11 protein-coding genes are annotated in these 16,211 nt (G+C 64.3%); 7 read left to right on the top strand and 4 right to left on the bottom strand.

The window, feature by feature from the left end; translation table 11 throughout:
• Positions 1–111 precede the first annotated feature (111 nt).
• The 5 genes from ACXAJV_RS04220 to ACXAJV_RS04200 all read left to right on the top strand — a co-directional run bounded on the left by ACXAJV_RS04220 (position 112) and on the right by ACXAJV_RS04200 (position 7,656).
• A complete protein-coding gene (locus ACXAJV_RS04220) occupies positions 112–2,220 on the top strand; it encodes a M13 family metallopeptidase (RefSeq protein ID WP_475082290.1) in 2,109 nt (702 codons plus the stop codon).
• A gap of 139 nt (positions 2,221–2,359) precedes the next feature.
• Complete coding sequence (locus tag ACXAJV_RS04215) at positions 2,360–4,390, top strand: M13 family metallopeptidase (RefSeq protein WP_475082287.1); 2,031 nt, start codon at positions 2,360–2,362, stop codon at positions 4,388–4,390.
• Between the two features lie 128 nt (positions 4,391–4,518).
• On the top strand, positions 4,519–5,787 hold the full coding sequence (locus tag ACXAJV_RS04210) for a DUF819 family protein (RefSeq protein WP_475082285.1): 1,269 nt from the start codon (positions 4,519–4,521) through the stop codon (positions 5,785–5,787).
• A gap of 169 nt (positions 5,788–5,956) precedes the next feature.
• Positions 5,957–6,928, top strand: a complete 972-nt coding sequence (locus tag ACXAJV_RS04205) for a hypothetical protein (protein WP_475082282.1) — start codon at positions 5,957–5,959, stop codon at positions 6,926–6,928.
• A 116-nt stretch (positions 6,929–7,044) separates the two neighbouring features.
• Positions 7,045–7,656: a gamma-glutamylcyclotransferase gene (locus ACXAJV_RS04200; RefSeq protein ID WP_475082280.1), complete on the top strand. Its 612-nt coding sequence runs from the start codon at positions 7,045–7,047 to the stop codon at positions 7,654–7,656.
• Here ACXAJV_RS04200 and ACXAJV_RS04195 read toward each other — a convergent pair.
• Complete coding sequence (locus tag ACXAJV_RS04195; protein WP_475082277.1) at positions 7,653–9,269, bottom strand: aminotransferase class V-fold PLP-dependent enzyme; 1,617 nt, start codon at positions 9,267–9,269, stop codon at positions 7,653–7,655. The two genes, ACXAJV_RS04200 and ACXAJV_RS04195, sit on opposite strands and share 4 nt — an antisense overlap.
• Positions 9,270–9,392: 123 nt before the next feature.
• Between ACXAJV_RS04195 and ACXAJV_RS04190 the strand changes: the two genes are divergently transcribed.
• Both ACXAJV_RS04190 and ACXAJV_RS04185 read left to right on the top strand, forming a co-directional pair.
• Positions 9,393–9,842, top strand: coding sequence for an Lrp/AsnC family transcriptional regulator (locus ACXAJV_RS04190; protein ID WP_475083284.1), 450 nt, complete (start codon positions 9,393–9,395; stop codon positions 9,840–9,842).
• Positions 9,843–9,923: 81 nt separating this feature from the next.
• A complete protein-coding gene (locus ACXAJV_RS04185; RefSeq protein WP_475082275.1) occupies positions 9,924–11,339 on the top strand; it encodes an MFS transporter in 1,416 nt (471 codons plus the stop codon).
• Between the two features lie 104 nt (positions 11,340–11,443).
• Here ACXAJV_RS04185 and ACXAJV_RS04180 read toward each other — a convergent pair whose 3' ends face one another.
• From ACXAJV_RS04180 to ACXAJV_RS04170, 3 genes are read right to left on the bottom strand one after another with little or no spacing between them, the layout of a single operon-like run.
• Positions 11,444–12,604 (bottom strand): osmoprotectant NAGGN system M42 family peptidase, encoded by a 1,161-nt coding sequence (locus tag ACXAJV_RS04180; RefSeq protein WP_475082272.1) that lies wholly within the window; start codon positions 12,602–12,604, stop codon positions 11,444–11,446.
• Positions 12,591–14,396 carry an N-acetylglutaminylglutamine synthetase gene (gene ngg / locus ACXAJV_RS04175; RefSeq protein WP_475082270.1) on the bottom strand — a complete coding sequence of 602 codons (1,806 nt, stop codon included), beginning with the start codon at positions 14,394–14,396 and terminating at the stop codon, positions 12,591–12,593. Before ngg ends, ACXAJV_RS04180 begins: the two co-directional genes overlap by 14 nt.
• Complete coding sequence (locus tag ACXAJV_RS04170) at positions 14,393–16,198, bottom strand: N-acetylglutaminylglutamine amidotransferase (protein ID WP_475082268.1); 1,806 nt, start codon at positions 16,196–16,198, stop codon at positions 14,393–14,395. The genes ngg and ACXAJV_RS04170 overlap by 4 nt, the downstream gene beginning before the upstream one ends.
• Between the last annotated feature and the right edge of the window lie 13 nt (positions 16,199–16,211).

Below are 16,211 nucleotides of genomic sequence, written 5' to 3'. Positions count from 1 at the left end.
GTTTTTCTTTGTGCGTCCGCCGGAAAACACAGGCCATGCCTTTGCGGCCCGGCCGTCCCGCCCTAGTGTTCCTGCAAGTTTTGTGAATCAGACCGATTGGGGAGTGTCACCATGAAGAAATTGCTTCTGGGCACGGCGTGCCTTGCTCTGCTCGCCGCCTGCCAGCCGGCAAGCGAACAGCCGGAAGACGAAACGCCAGCCGCCGAGACCGGCGCATCCAACGAGAGCCATGATGCCGCGACCGAAACCGCGAGCAATGAGCATTCTCCGGAACTGGGCGACTGGGGCGTCGAGACCCAGCACATTTCCGACACCGTCGATCCGGGCGACGATTTCTTCCGCTACGTCAATGAAGGCTGGCTCGACACGACCGAGATCCCGGCCGGTTTCTCGAATTTCGGCTCCTTCACCGAACTTTATCTGCGTTCCGAAGACCGGATCGAGGGCATCATCCTGGAATCCGCCGAGAGCGACGCCGCCGACGGCACCCTGCCGCAGCAGGTGGGCGATCTCTACGCCTCCTACATGGACACCGAACGCCTGGAAGAACTGGGTCTCGACCCGGCCCGTCCCGGCCTCGAGCGCATCGCCGCTGCGCAGTCGCACGACGACATTGCCGGCCTGATGGGCGCGCCGGGCACCCAGTCGATCTTCGGGGCCTATGTCGGCCGCGACCCGGGCAATCCCCAGCGCTATATCGTTTCGGTCAGCCAGGGCGGCCTCGGCCTGCCGGACCGCGACTACTATCTCCAGGACACCGAGCGCTTCGAGACCTACCGCACGGCCTATCTGGAATACATCGCCGACGTGTTCGGGATGATCGGCATGGACAATGGCGCCGAACGGGCCCAGGCGATCCTCGACCTGGAAACGGCGCTGGCGGAAATCCACTGGACGCGTGCCGAGAGCCGTGACCGCGTCGCGACCTATAATCTCATGTCCGCCGAGGATGTCAGCGGCTATGCGGCCGGCTTCCCCTGGGAGAGCTTCTTCTCGGCCCTCGACTTTGCCGACCAGGAAGAGTTCGTGGTGCGCCAGAACACGGCGATCCAGTCGCAAGCCCAGCTGTTCAGCGAAATCCCGGTCGAGACCTGGAAGGACTATCTCGCCTTCCACTGGATAGAGAGCCATCGCGATCAGCTGACGCAAGCCTTCTACGACCGCTCCTTCGACTTCTATGGCCGCACGCTGAACGGCACCGAAGAGCCGCGTCCGCGCGACCGCCGGGCGATCCAGTTCGTCAACGGCAATCTGGGTCAGGCGATCGGCCAGATCTACGTCGAGCGCTACTTCCCGCCGGAATACAAGGAGCAGATGGACGAGCTGGTCGGCTATCTGCGCGCTGCCCTGCGCGAACGCATCGAGACGCTTGAATGGATGGACGACGAGACGCGCGTCGAAGCCTTCGACAAGCTGGACAAGTTCCTGCCGAAGATCGGCTATCCCGATGTCTGGCCCGACTACTCCAGCATCGAGATCCGCGAAGGCGATCTGTGGGGCAATAATGAGCGGATCAATGCCTGGTTCCGTGCCGACAGCCGCGACCGCCTGCGCGGCCCGATCCGCAACTGGGAATGGTTCATGTCGCCGCAGACGGTGAATGCCTATTATTCCTCCACCTCCAACGAAATCGTCTTCCCGGCTGCGATCCTGCAGGGTCCCTTCTTCGATCCCTATGCCGACCCGGCCGTGAATTTCGGCGGTATCGGTGCCGTGATCGGTCACGAAATGGGCCATGGCTTCGACGATCAGGGCAGCCAGTCCGATGGCGACGGCGTGCTGCGCAACTGGTGGACCGACACCTCGCGCGAGCAGTTCGATGCCCGCACCGACCAGATCGTGGCCCAATACGAGCAGTTCTCGCCGGTTGAGGGCATGCATGTCGACGGCCGTCTGACGCTCGGCGAGAATATCGGCGATATCGGCGGTCTCTCCATGGCCTACCGGGCCTTCCAGCTGTACGCCGCGGACAATGAGGTCCCGGCCGAACTGGACGGCTACAGCCAGGACCAGCGTTTCTTCCTGGCCTGGGGCCAGGTGTGGCGCCGCCTCTACACGGAGGATGCCCTGGTTTCGCGTCTGACCACCGACCCGCACAGCCCGTCGCAATATCGCGTCAACGGCGTCGTACGGAACATGGACGTCTGGTACGAAGCCTTCGGCGTGACCGAAGATGACGACCTCTACCTGCCGCCGGAACAGCGCGTCTCCATCTGGTAAGCGAGCCAAGGCTCACAGGATCAGGCCCGGTCTCCAGACCGGGCCTTTTTCTTGCTGAACCGTAAGGAAATCCCCACACGGCCGACGGGATTCGCCCGGCATCTTCCCCATGCTGTCTAGTTTCAAATGGGGAAAATCCATGAAATCCATCCTGCGCGCCGGCACGGCCGGCCTTGCGCTTTGCCTTGCAGTGTCCGGCTGGGCCCAGGCCCAGGACGCAGAACTGGGGGAGTGGGGCGTCGAGACCCGGCACATCTCGACCACGGTCCATCCCGGCAATGACTTCTTCCGCTATGTGAATGAAGGCTGGCTCGAGAACACCGAAATCCCGGCCGGCTTCTCGTCCTACACCGCCTTCCACGAGCTCTATCTGCGTTCAGAAGACCGGATCGAGGGGATCATCCAGGACTCCGCTGCCTCCGACGCCGAGGCCGGTACGCTCGCCCAGCAGGTCGGCGATCTTTATGCCAGCTACATGGATGTCGACACGATCAATGCCCGCGGCATCGATCCGGTGCGGCCCGGCCTGGCCCCGATCGCCGACGCCGAAACGCATGCCGATATCGCGCGCCTCTTCGGCCTGCCGGGCTATCCCTCGATGATCGGCACGAGTATCTCGCGCAATGAAGGCGATCCAAGCCACTACATCGTCTACATCAATCAGGGCGGTCTGCACCTGCCGACGCGCGATTATTACCTGCTCGACGACGAGCGTTTCGTGGAATACCGCACAGCCTACCACTCCTATATCGCCGACATGTTCGGCTTCCTCGGTTATGAGGATGGCGAAGCCCGGGCCGACCGGATCATCGCGCTGGAAACGGCGCTGGCCGAGGTTTACTGGACACCCGCCCAGACCCGGGACCGCGTTGCGACCTACAACCCGATGACGCTGGACGAGCTGCGCGAGTTTGCGCCGGAGTTTGACTGGACCGCCTTCCTCGAGGGCAGCGATTTTGCCGACCAGACGAATTTCATCGTCTCCCAGACGTCCGCCATCGACGCCGCGGCCGCCATCTTCCAGGACACGCCGGTCGAGACCTGGCAGGACTATCTGACCTTCGGCTATCTCAACGCGACGGCCAATCTCCTGAGCGAAGAGGTCTATGAACGGTCCTTCGACTTCTGGGGCCGCACGCTGAGCGGTACAGCGGAGCCGCGGCCGCGCGACCGCCGGGCGATCCAGTTCGTCAACGGCAATCTGGGTCAGGCCATCGGCCAGATCTATGTCGAGCAGTACTTCCCGGCTGAGCACAAGGCCCAGATGGAAGAACTGGTCGGCTATCTTCGTGCCGCCCTGGGTGAGCGTATCGAAACGCTCGAGTGGATGGACGAGGAGACCCAGACCGAAGCGCTGGCCAAGCTGGAAACCTTCCTGCCGAAGATCGGTTATCCTGATGTCTGGCCCGACTATTCCAGCATCGAGATCCGCGAGGATGACCTGTTCGGCAATGCCGAGCGCGTCAATGCCTGGTTCCGTGCGGACAGCCGCGACCGTCTGCGCGGGCCGATCCGCCACTGGGAGTGGGGCATGTCGCCGCAAACAGTGAACGCCTACTACAACTCCACCGGCAATGAGATCGTCTTCCCGGCCGCCATCCTGCAGGGTCCCTTCTTTGACCCGAATGCCGACCCGGCGGTCAATTTCGGCGGTATCGGCGCGGTGATCGGTCACGAAATCGGTCACGGTTTCGACGATCAGGGCAGCCAGTCCGATGGCGACGGCGTGCTGCGCAACTGGTGGACCGACACCTCGCGCGAGCAGTTCGATGCCCGCACCGACCAGATCGTGGCCCAATACGAGCAGTTCTCGCCGGTTGAGGGCATGAATGTGGACGGCCGTCTCACCCTGGGCGAGAATATCGGCGACATCGGCGGTCTCTCGATGGCCTGGCGGGCCTTCCAGATGTATGCCGCCGAGCATGATGTTCCCGAAGAGCTCGACGGCTACACGCCGGCCCAGCGCTTCTTCCTGTCCTGGGCACAGGTCTGGCGCGTCCTGCAGCTGGAGGATGCGGCCCGGGCGCAACTGCTCTCCGACCCGCACAGCCCCGGCCAGTACCGGACCAATGGCGTCGTGCGGAATATGGACATCTGGTACGAGGCCTTCGGCGTGACCGAGGCGCACGACCTCTACCTGCCCCCGGAACAGCGCGTCTCCATCTGGTAGGCGGTTGACGGCAGTCACGAAACGGCCCGGTCGCAAGACCGGGCCGTTTTGCGTTGCGCCCTTGCCGGCAAGTTTCAAACCCGGTCTTATCCGCCCCATAGAACAGACGCGATCCGCGAGGGGAGATCATGGAAGCCGAAACCGCACCGCTGGTGAGCAATGATGCCGTTGTCATGGGCCTGCTCGCCCTGCTTCTGGGCGCCATCTTCTGGACCTCCAGCCTCCAGAACAAGGCCGCAAAGACCTTCTACCGGATCTTTCCGCCGCTTCTGCTCTGCTACTTCCTGCCCTCGCTGCTGAACCTCTTCAACATTGTCGACCCGGAAGAGTCGCAGACCTATTTCGTCGCCTCGCGCTATCTTCTCCCGGCCGCCCTGGTCCTGCTGACCATGTCTGCCGACCTCCCAGCGACAATGCGGTTGGGACCCAAGGCGCTGATCATGTTCTTCACCGGCATGATCGGTGTCGTGATCGGCGGCCCTGTCGCACTCTTTATCGCCAGCATCCTTTTCCCCGATGCGATCGGCGTCACCGGACCGGATGCTGTCTGGCGGGGCATGGCGACGGTGGCCGGAACCTGGATCGGCGGCGGCGCGAACCAGGCCGCGATGTACGAATTCTTCGGCGCTGGCAGCGAAGTCTATTCCGCGTGGATTGCCGTCGACATCATCGTCGCCAATATCTGGATGGCTTTTCTGTTGCTGGGCGTTGCCAATGCCAAGCAGATCGATGGTTTCCTCAAGGCCGATGCCGGCGCTGTCGACGAACTGCGCGCCAAGGCCGAAAAATTCGAGCAGGAGCACGCGCGCGTGCCCGAGCTCAAGGACCTGATCATCATCATCGCCATCGGTCTGGGCATGACCGGCCTGGCGCACGTCATCGCCGACATCATGGGTCCCTGGATCGGGGCCAACATGCCGGGCCTGGTCGATTTCGGGCTCGACTCCGGCTTCTTCTGGCTGATGCTGACGGCCACGGTCGCCGGCGTCATCCTGTCCTTCACAGGGGCGCGCCAGCTGACCGGTGCCGGTTCGATGAAAGTCGGCTCGGTGTTTATCTACATACTCGTGGCCACCATCGGCCTGCGCATGGACATCACGGCGATTTTCCGGAACACCGAATTCTTCGTCATCGGCCTCATCTGGATGGCCGTGCATGTCATCCTGCTGCTCGCTGTCGCCTGGCTGATCAAGGCACCAACCTTCTTCATCGCGGTCGGTTCCAAGGCCAATATCGGCGGCGCTGCCTCGGCACCGGTTGTCGCTTCAGCCTTCCATCCCTCGTTGGCACCGGTCGGTGTCATGCTGGCCGTGGTGGGCTATATCGTCGGCACAGGCGCGGCGATGCTTACCGGCTATATCATGATGACGATGGTGGGAGCGACCGTTACACCATAGTACAGGTCAACAACCCGTCGGAGAACACTTGAACAGAATTCCCCTCTTGGGTGTTTCTTCGGTGAACTGAGTTAATATTCCTTAACGATGCGTGTAGTTTGCGCTAGCATGTCTTCGATTTACGAGGCCGTGAGAGCGGTCGCCGTAGTGTCGACAGAGGGGGAATCACATGTTCCGACACACGCTCCTGTGCGGCTCCACCGCCGCACTCATCTCGGCGTCCGCCGCTTTTGCCGGTGATGCTGAATGGTTCCCGCCGGATCCGCCGAACAGTGCGGCCGCCGGCGAGTGCTATGCCCGCGTCAGGATCGCGCCGGAATACGACGCCTATTCCGAACAGGTCACCACGCAGGACAGCTATGAGCGCTACAATGTGGCCCCGCCGCGCCTGCGCGACGAGCGCCGCGAATACATCTCCCGCGAAGCGGGAATGCGGTACATCGTCACCGAGCCGGTCTATGAGACCGTCACCGAAACGGTGCAGGTCCGCCCGGCCTATGTGGAATACGTCGTCGAGCCGGCAGTCCACGACACGGTGACCGAAACCGTCATGGTGCGCGAGCCGCGCATGGTCTGGCGCCGGGGCTACACCCCGGGTGCCCAGATGACCCGCTTTGACAGCGAAACCGGCGAAGTCTGGTGTCTGGTTGAGGAAGAGGGCGAGTACCGTACGGTCACCCGCAATATCGTGGTGCAGCCGGCCCAGATCCGCGAAGTCGAGCACCCGGCGGAGTATTCAACCATCACGCGGGATGTGCTCGTGCAGGAAGCGCGCTTCGAACAGGTGCCGATCGAGGAACTGCGCGACACCTACAACATCCAGGTCATCGACCAGCACGCCTCGGTAGACAGCCATGTCGTGCCGATGGAGACGGAAACCGTCACCCGCTACTCCCTGCGCACCGAAGAGCGCTGGGAATGGCGTCTGATGGATTGCGAGGACATCGAGCTGCCGGGCTACAATCCGCCGACCAGCACCGAAGTGCCCGCCGTCGCCCACAACCGGGCCGCTCCGGCAGCGCAACGCGGTAACACCTATCTCTACGGCACGGACGTGCAGGTGCAGGACGGCAGCTATTCGGAAGAAGTTCCGGTGGCACAGGCCTCCTACTCCACGCGCACCAGCCGCCGGGCGCATTAACGCGCACGGACTGCAATTAGGGTCTGGATCCGGGGGGCACCGGACCCAAGATGAACGGCGCGGGCGCAAGCTCGCGCCGTTCGCGGTTTCAGGCCGCAGCAGACCGGGACACGACCATGTCAGCTAGAGATTATGTCGTCGGCTATGGCAGCCTGCTTTCCAGCTACAGCCGCACCACCTATTCCGGCCTGACCGAACAGGCGCGACCCGTGATCGCGCTGGGCTGGCGCCGGGGCTGGACGGTTCGATACACCGACGAGGCAGCGACCTATGCCGGCGTCCGTGCAGCGCCGGGCCACGCGCTGGATGCGGCTCTCGTGCCCACGGAGATAACCGATGCCCTGCGTCACCGCGAGCGCGGCTATGTCTTTACCGAACTGCCGCGCGACACGGTGCTGCCGGCCGATCCCGAAAACGGCGCCCTGCCCGACGGCCGCTACTGGATCGTGGTTAACCGCGAACAGGTCCGGGCCGACGCCAGCCACCCCATCCCGCAATCCTATGTCGACACCTGTCTGGTCGGCTGCCTGGAAACCGGCGGCGCGGCCCGGGCCCGGGCCTTCATCCGCAACACCGAATTGTGGGATGCGCCCTGGATCGATGACCGTGACAGCGGCTCACCGCTCTATCCGCGGCGAACACCGGCGACGGCTGGCCAGCGCGAGACCATCGACCGGCTGCTGGCAAGCGAGCGCGTTTTGCAGTACCGGCGCCCTGTCGAGGTCTAGTGGACCGGGTCGCTGAACCGCATCAGCACCTCGTGCGCGATCGCGAAGGCCTCCCGCCGGAGCGCGACCACATCCCGCACGGCTTCAAAAGAGCGCGCTATCTGCGGCGCTGACAGAAGACGCCTGGGAAAGCCTGTCTCCTGACGCACCGGCATGTCGCCTCCCCAGGCCCAGCTGCCCGTCCGCTCGTCGCAATCATAGAAACGCGCAAACACGTCGGCATGCTCGGCGAGAAACTCGACGGCGGAGACGAGGAAATCGACATCGTCCGCACTCATTGTCCAGTGCAGGCTGACGCGGCACCAGCCGGGACGCGCGCCGGTTTCACCCGCCAGAACCCGCTCGCGGATCGCCATCGTCTCGTCATCCCCGATGCCGAGCAGGTGGTGACCATAGGGGCCGGCGCAGGAACAGCCGGCGCGGGACTGGATCCCGAACAGATCGTTCAGCAGCACCGTCACCAGGCGCGGCGGAATGCGATGTCCGTTCCGGCTCAAAAGGTTGAAGGAGACAATACCGATGCGGCGGGTGGGATCGGCCGGACCGAGAACCTCGATCTGCGGATTGGCCGTCCAGCGGGGCAGGGCCGTTTCCAGCGCTCGATGTTCGCGCGCCGCGATCCTCTCATGGCCGATTTCGGCCTGCAGTTTCAAAGCCAGAGCGGCGCGCACGAATTGCGGCAGGCCCGGCGTTCCGGCCCGCTCGCGCGCTTCGATATCGTCGATGAAATCATGCCCGCCCGGCCAGACATAGCGCACCGTGCCACCGCCGGAGAGGGTCGGGGGCAGGTGTTCGGGATAAAGCGCACTGTTGAACAGGAGGAGGCCGCAGCTGCCCGGACCGCCGACGAATTTGTGGGGTGAGAAATACACGGCGTCGATCGCGGCTTCCGGATCGGACGGGTGCATGTCGATCGGCAGATAGGGCGCACTGGCGGCGCAGTCCAGACACATAATGGCACCGTGCGCGTGCAGACAGCGCGCCAGAGCGGTGACATCGGTGCGCACTCCCGTGACATTCGACGCTGCGGAAAAGGCGCCGATCTTGCGCTTGCCGGCATGGCGCGGATCCGCGAGGGCAGCGGCGAGGGCCGACAGGTCGATCCCGCCATCGGCAGCCAGAGGAATGGTGACCGTCTCGGCCAGGCTCTCGCGCCAGGTCAGCTCGTTGGAGTGGTGTTCATAGGGACCGACGAAGACAACGGTGTCAGGCTCGTAATCATCAAGACCGCCCAGCGCGGCGCGGGTGGCAGGCGGAATGGCCAGGCCCAGGATTTCCTGCAGCTTGTGGATCGCGCCGGTCGCGCCGGCGGCGCACGGGATCAGGCAATCGCCGGGGCCGGCATTGACGGCCGACTTGATGATCCGCTCGGCCTCGCGCATCCAGGCATTGCTGGCCCGGCCGGTCGCGCTGTCCTCGGTATGGGGATTGGCATAGTCCGACGCCATGCGCTGCATCACCGCCTCGATGTCCGCCAGGGCTCGGCCGGATGCCGTGTAGTCGGCATAGAAGAGCGGTCGCGAGCCGAAAGGCGTTTCCAGTCGCACATCGCCGCCCGCAAGTCCGGCCCGGACCCGGTCGATGAGGGTGTCGGTGCGGCTTTCGTCGAACATGGCTGGGGTCCCGTCTGGCTGAGGAACAACTAGACCATGTTTTCCGGGGCTATTTTCGCCAATTGAAACCGGCCCCGGGCGCCAATATGGTGATTTTCACTAGCAAGGAGACTATTTGTGGAGATCGACGACTATGACCGCCGGCTTTTGCGCGAAATTCAGAGCGACTCCGACCGGACCGTACAGGAACTGGCCGACCTGATCGGTCTCAGCGCGACGCCGACCGCCCGGCGCCTGAAGCGCCTCGCGGAGGCCGGCATTATCCAGAAACATGTCGCCCTGCTGGACCCGGAAGCGCTGGGCCTGCAGGCCACCCTCTTCATCGCCGTGCGCACCAGCCGCCATGATGCGGAATGGCTCGGACGCTTCGCCGAAGGCGTCCGCCGCATGCCCGAAGTGGTGGAATTCTACCGCCTGAGTGGCGACATCGACTATCTGATCAAGCTCTGCCTGCCCGATGTGCGGGCCTATGATGAGGTCTACAAGAAGCTGATCGCCATCGCGCCCCTGTCCGATGTCAGCGCCAGCTTCGCCATGGAAGCGATCAAGAACACGACAAAACTTCCCATTTGACGGGCACTTGGCATGCTTGATACGGGGCACGCGATGGGCGAAGCTTCGCCTTGTCCGAGAGCTGACCCCGCGATACCAATCATGACCGATCTGACTGACGATACCGACCTGGGCCCGGAGCACAGGCGCCGCGGCGAAAGCTACCGCAATGTTGCCGCGATCGTCATCGCCCTGGCGATGTTGCAGATGGCGTCCGGCGCCCTGTCCGTGGTCGGACCGCTGGCGCTGATCGCCGGAGGCGCCTCGACCCTCAAGATCGGTACCATCGTGTCCGGCTATGCCTTCGGCTTTCTGCTGGGTGCACACTTCGCCCCGCGCGAAATCCGCCGCATCGGCCATATCCGTGCTGTCGCCGCCTTTGCCGGCGTGACGTCGATTGCCGCCGCCCTTCTTTACGTCAGCGACGCACTGGCCTGGTGGATGATCATGCAGTTCGTCATGGGCGTGTGTGTCGCCGGCTTCCTGGCCTCGGGTGAAAGCTGGGTGGCGGATGCTGCCCCCAGCGACAAGCGCGGCGCCATTCTCAGCTTCTACCTGGTCACCGCCAAGATCGGCTTCATCATCGGCCCCTTCCTGGTCGCGTCCGTCCCGCCGGGCGCCGCCCTGGGCTTCATGATCGTGGCCGCGCTCTACACCGCCAGCCTGATCCCCGCGACCGCCACCAACCGCGCCCAGCCGGCCGCGCCATCGGCCGAACCCTTTGGCCCGCTGCGCATCTGGAAAACAGCGCCGTCCGCTGTGATCGCTGCAGGTTGCGCAGGCCTGGTCAATGGCGCTGTGACGCAGCTCTACGCTGTCTATATCGGCGGGATGGGGACCGAGTCCGTCGCGGCCACGGCAGCAGTCTTCTCCGCCTTCATGGTGGGAGGCGGCGTAATCGCGCAATGGCCCGCGGGGATGATCTCCGACCGGATCGACCGGCGTCTGGTCATCGCGGCCCTCGCGCTGACGGCCGGAATTGCCGGCATTGTGCTGGGCCTGTTCTCCAGTGTTCTCCCGATGATCGCGATCTTCGCGGTGGCCGGCTTCTGGGGCGCGGGCGCCCAGTCCTACTACGGTATTGCCGCAGCGCACGCTGCCGACCGGGCCGACGAGGGCCAGGCAACCAACATGATGTCAGGCATCCTGACGATCTATGCCACCGGCGCCATGATCGGCCCCCTGATGGCAGGTGCCACGATGAGCCTGATCGGCACATCCGGCCTCTTTCTCTATGCCGCGCTTGTCCTGTTCGGCCTGTTCGGCGCCATGCTCTTCCGGCGCACCGGCAAAGCGCCGGTCAGCGAGACCGACAAGTCCGACTTCGAGGCGACGTCGGCGACCAGTGTCTCGGTCTATGATCTCACGGAGATCGCCAGCGAAGAGGCCGAGGCCGAAGAGGAGGACGATGCCGCCATGGCCTTCGCCGATTCCGGCCTGGTCATGGATGACGAGGACGATATCGACGACGACGCCCTCGATGATGATGACGAGGAAGACGGATACTGGCGCTCCTAGGGCCATTTCATCGACCTCAGCATCGATGAAATGGCCCTGGCTCTTCTGTGGTCGCATTTTCGAACCGCAAAGCCGGTTCCCACTTTTGCTGAAAATGCCGGGTCCTATTCGCCCGCTTCAGCCGGCTCGGTGGGCTGGTCGGTGAACCCTTCCAGATCGCCTGACGGCTCGGCATCGCGCTCGATCTCGACGGCGCTCAGCGCATAGGCCTTCAACAGGCGCGCGACCGAAATGAGTGCGTTCTCGTGCACGCGTTCATAGCCGTGCGATGCGTCGATGCCGAACGTCACCAGCGCCGTACGCACATCCGCCCCGCCCTCGATAGCCGACGCCGCGTCAGAGCGGTAATAGCGGAACACGTCGCGCTGGAAGGGGATCTGCCGGTCTCTGGCGAGATGGATCAGCTTGGTCGTGAGATGATAGTCGAACGGACCGGTCATGTCGGCCATGCCGATGGTAACGCCGGTCTCCTTGGAATTCTGGCCGGGCGCGACGGCGCCATTATCGACCGCCACCATCGAGGCCACGTCGTGGGTCAGGATGGAGGACGCGCCGACACCGACCTCTTCGGAGATCGAGAACAGGAAAAGCGTGTCGACCGGCAGTTCGGCCCCGCTTTCCTTGAGCGCCTTCAGGACAGCGAACATGGCGGCGACCCCGCCCTTGTCGTCCAGATGGCGCGAAACGATGAAGCCATTGCCCAGAAACTCCGGACAGGGGTCGATCGCCACGAAGTCGCCGACGGAAATCCCCAGCGAATTCATGCTGACGGAGGCCACACCGATCGCGGCCGCATCGATGTCATTATGCACCGGCGCGTCGATACGCAGTTCGACCTGTGACCAGGCGACCGGCTGGGTGTCGATCTCCTTGTTGTAAACATGGCCCGAGGCCTTCAGCGGCAGAATGGAGCCGCGATAGCTGCCATGCTCGGTGAACAGGGTACAGCGCGCACCCTCGGCAAAACGGGCCGACCAGTGCCCGATCGGTGCCAGCGACAGGCGGCCATTATCCTTGATGTAGGAGACCTGGGCGCCCAGCGTGTCGACATGGGAGATGATGGCGCGGGCCGGCTGTTCCTCGCGCCCGGCCAAGCGGGAGCGGATCGCGCCGCGCCGGGTCAGCTCATACTCGACCCCCAACCGCTCCAGCTCCTCGCAGCACCAGCGGGCAATCTTGTCGGTATAGCCGCTCGGACTGGGGATGGTGAGCAGCGTCTTGAGGGTTTCGCGCAGATAGGTTTCGTCGATTTCAAGCTCGGACACGGTCAGCTCCCGGACGGAGGTTTTCGATACGGGCGGAGCGCGGGAAAAGCAGGTCGAGAAAACGCTCCACCACGGGCTGAGGTTCGTGATTGGCCAGTCCCGGACGTTCGTTCGCCTCGATGAAAACGAACTCGTCCAGCACCGGCGCCTTAACGATGAAGTCGAGCCCGACGACCGGAATATCCAGCGCCTTGGCAGCCGCGATCGAGGCCTCGACGATCTGCGGGTGAAGCAGGTCGGTCACATCGTGCAGCGTGCCGCCGGTGTGGAGATTGGCGGTCAGACGCACTTCCAGCGTTTCGCCGGACGGCAGGACATCGTCCCAGCCATAGCCGGCGGCTGCGATGCAGCGCCCGGTCTCGGCATCCAGCGGAATGCGCGCTTCGCCGCCGGTCGCAGCCGCCCGCCGGCGGCTGAGCCCCTCGACCAGTTCGCGCACGGTCTTGCGCCCATCGCCGGCCACGACCGGCCGTTTGCGCAGGGCAGCGGCAACCACGGCCCGGTCGATCACGATCACGCGCAGGTCGTCGCCGGGCACATAGGTTTCCACCAGCACGTCGGGACAGTAATTGCGGGCATTGGCAATGGCGGCGTCCAGGCTGTCGCTGTCGCGGATATCGACGGCCACGCCCCTGCCCTGCTCACCGCGCGCCGGCTTTACGACGACGGACCCGGCCCTCGCGAGCAACGCCTGCGCCGCGTCGGCATCATTACCGTCAACCGCTTCGGCCACGTCCAGGCCGATCTCGGTCATCAGGCGGCGCGTCACGGCCTTGTCGTCGCACCGGCTCATCGCGATGGCCGAGGTGCGTTCGGTCAGGGATTCCCGGCACACGACCGACTGGCCGCCGAAAGTCAGACGGAAGAACCCGCCGTCTGCGTCGAGCACATCCACCGCGATGCCCCGGCGGCGGGCCTCGGCGACGATAATCTCGGCATAGGGGTTGAGCCCGTCTTCCAGCGACTTGCCGCCGGTGAAGAGCTTTTCATTGATCGGGTTCTTGCGCTTGACCGTGAAGAAGGGCGTGCGCTCGAAGCCGAGGCGTTCGTAGAGGCGGATTGCGGACTCATTGTCGTGGATCACCGACAGGTCGACATGACGCGAGCCGCGCGCCGAAAAATGCGCGATCAGATGCCGGGTCAGCGCTTCGCCGACCTTCGCGTGATTGGCACGCGGATCGACCGCCAGGCACCACAGCGAGGCACCGCATTCCGGGTCGTTGAACAGGCGGGCGTGATCGATCCCCGTCACCGAGCCGATGATCTCGCCGCTCGCCTCGTCGACAGCGACGAAATAAACGATCTCGCGGCTGTCGCGGTGCTGCCAGAAAAACTCCGGATCGACCGAGACCATGCCGCAAGCCGCGTAGATACGGTTCACCGCATCGGCATCCGACCGGGTTGCCATGCGCCGCACCTGGAAACCGCGCGGCGGATCGCCGGCATCGCGATAGGTGGGCAGTTCCAGCCGGTAGGTGTGTGACGGGTCGAGGAAAATCTCCTGCGGCGCCAGCGCCAGCAGGACGTGCGGATCGCGCACATAGAAGGCGATATCGCGCCGGTCCGGCTTTTCCGCAAGCAAACGGTCGATCAGCGTGTTCTGGTCGCGGAAAGTATGGGCAAACAGCAATTGGCCCCAGCCGCAATCGATCGCCGCGTCACTGACAATCGCCTCGCCCTCGCCTTCGGTGGGCGGGATGGCCTCGTCGGCCGGCAGCAGGGCCTGTTCACGCTTGCGCCGCAACCGGTGCGAAATCGCCCCGGCCGGCGGTCGGGTCCCCGTCCGCGTCATGCGGCCACCTCGGTCCGTGCGGGCTTCACCGGTGCATCATGGGTCTGTAGCCACAATGCCAGCACGCCGATCTGCCAGAGTTTGGAACCGCGCAGCTTGGTGATGTGCGCTTCGGGGTCCTTCAGCAGATGATCGACATAGGTCTCCTGCACGATGCCGCGATCCCGGAAGGACCGGCTGCGCACCGCATCGCGCACCATGTCGAGGAAATCGCCCTGCAGGTATTTCAGGGCCGGGACGGGGAAATACCCTTTCGGCCGGTCGATGACCGCGTGCGGCAGGACCTGGCGGGCCAGATGCTTGAGCACGCCCTTGCCCTCCTGCTCGAGATGCAGCCCGGCGGGACAGCGGGCCGCCAGCTCGATCACCTCGTGATCGAGGAAGGGCACGCGCGCCTCCAGCCCCCAGGCCATGGTCATATTGTCGACCCGCTTCACCGGATCGTCGACCAGCATGACATGGGTGTCCAGCCGCAGGGCCTTGTCGAGCGGCGAAGCCGCGCCCGGCGTCTGGAAATGGTCGCGGACATAATCGCCGGCATGATCGCCGCCCATCCAGGAGGGCTGCAGCAATTCGGCCATCTCGTCATGGGAGCGATCGAAAAAGGCGTCGCGATAAGTGCCGAAGGCGTCGTTGGCACCGGCCATGGGCGGGTACCAGTGATATCCCGCGAAAGCCTCGTCCGCGCCCTGGCCGGACTGGACCACTTTCACATGGCGGGACACTTCCTCGGACAGGAGAAAGAAACCGACGCAGTCATGGCTGGTCATCGGTTCGGACATGGAGGCAATAACCTCCGGCAGAGCCCGCAGGGCGCGCGAGGCCGGGATCTCGATCTTGTGGTGTTGCGTGCCGAAATGCTTGGCGACGATATCGGAATAGTGGAACTCGTCACCGGCCTCGCCATTCACGCTCTCGAAGCCGATGGAGAAGGTGTTGAGATCCTTCACGCCGGCTTCGGCCAGCAGGGCCACGATCAGCGAGCTGTCGAGCCCGCCGGACAGGAGGACGCCGATCGGCACGTCGGCGACCATGCGCCGCTTCACCGCCCCGCGCAGGGCTTCGGCAATCCGCTCGCGCCAGCCATCGGCATCGAGCCCGCGCTCTTCCTCGCGCATGTCGTAGGGACAGGACCAGTAGCGGTGCTCGCGGCGCGTGCCGTCGCGGTCGATCTCCATCAGCGTGGCCGGCGGCAATTTGCGCACGCCCTTGAACAGGGTGCGCGGCGACGGCACGACGGCATGAAAGCTGAAATACTGATGCAGGGCGACCGGGTCGAGCTCGCGCTCCACATCGCCGGCGGCCAGCAGAGCCGGCAGACTTGAGGCGAAACGCAGCCGGCCCGGCGTTTCGGACAGGTAGAGCGGCTTGATGCCCAGACGGTCGCGCCCGAGCACGACCTTGCCGCTGTCGCGCTCGGCAATGGCAAAGGCGAACATGCCGGAGAGGCGTTTCGCTACATCCAGCCCCCAGGCGTGATACCCCTTCAGGATCACTTCGCTGTCGCTGGTGGAGAAGAAGCGATAGCCCTTGGCTTCCAGTTCGGCGCGCAGTTCGCGGTGATTGTAGATGCAGCCATTGAAGGCGAGCGTCAGGCCCAGCTGGGCATCATGCATGGGCTGGGCACCGGCTTCGGTGAGGTCGATGATCTTCAGGCGCCGATGGGCCAGACCGACCCCGTCGCGAATGACCATACCGCCGCCATCCGGCCCGCGCCGGCGCATGGCCCAACTCATCCGCTCGAGTGCTTGGGAGTCAGAAGGAGAGTTCTGGAACGACAAGTCGCCGGCGATCCCGCACATGCTATATTACCCC

The sequence above is a fragment of the Maricaulis sp. ABE4_448 genome (assembly GCF_056160825.1).
The sequence above is the reverse complement of the archived record's forward strand: the minus strand, read 5'-3'. Positions and strand labels throughout refer to the sequence as shown.

What these genes read in the sequence shown, in the direction of transcription:
- ACXAJV_RS04220 (WP_475082290.1), top strand. Translation starts at nt 112, where the DNA reads ATGAAGAAATTGCTTCTGGGCACGGCGTGCCTTGCTCTGCTCGCCGCC.
- ACXAJV_RS04215 (WP_475082287.1), top strand. Translation starts at nt 2,360, where the DNA reads ATGAAATCCATCCTGCGCGCCGGCACGGCCGGCCTTGCGCTTTGCCTT.
- ACXAJV_RS04210 (WP_475082285.1), top strand. Translation starts at nt 4,519, where the DNA reads ATGGAAGCCGAAACCGCACCGCTGGTGAGCAATGATGCCGTTGTCATG.
- ACXAJV_RS04205 (WP_475082282.1), top strand. Translation starts at nt 5,957, where the DNA reads ATGTTCCGACACACGCTCCTGTGCGGCTCCACCGCCGCACTCATCTCG.
- ACXAJV_RS04200 (WP_475082280.1), top strand. Translation starts at nt 7,045, where the DNA reads ATGTCAGCTAGAGATTATGTCGTCGGCTATGGCAGCCTGCTTTCCAGC.
- ACXAJV_RS04195 (WP_475082277.1), bottom strand. Translation starts at nt 9,269, where the DNA reads ATGTTCGACGAAAGCCGCACCGACACCCTCATCGACCGGGTCCGGGCC.
- ACXAJV_RS04185 (WP_475082275.1), top strand. Translation starts at nt 9,924, where the DNA reads ATGACCGATCTGACTGACGATACCGACCTGGGCCCGGAGCACAGGCGC.
- ngg (WP_475082270.1), bottom strand. Translation starts at nt 14,396, where the DNA reads ATGACGCGGACGGGGACCCGACCGCCGGCCGGGGCGATTTCGCACCGG.
- ACXAJV_RS04170 (WP_475082268.1), bottom strand. Translation starts at nt 16,198, where the DNA reads ATGTGCGGGATCGCCGGCGACTTGTCGTTCCAGAACTCTCCTTCTGAC.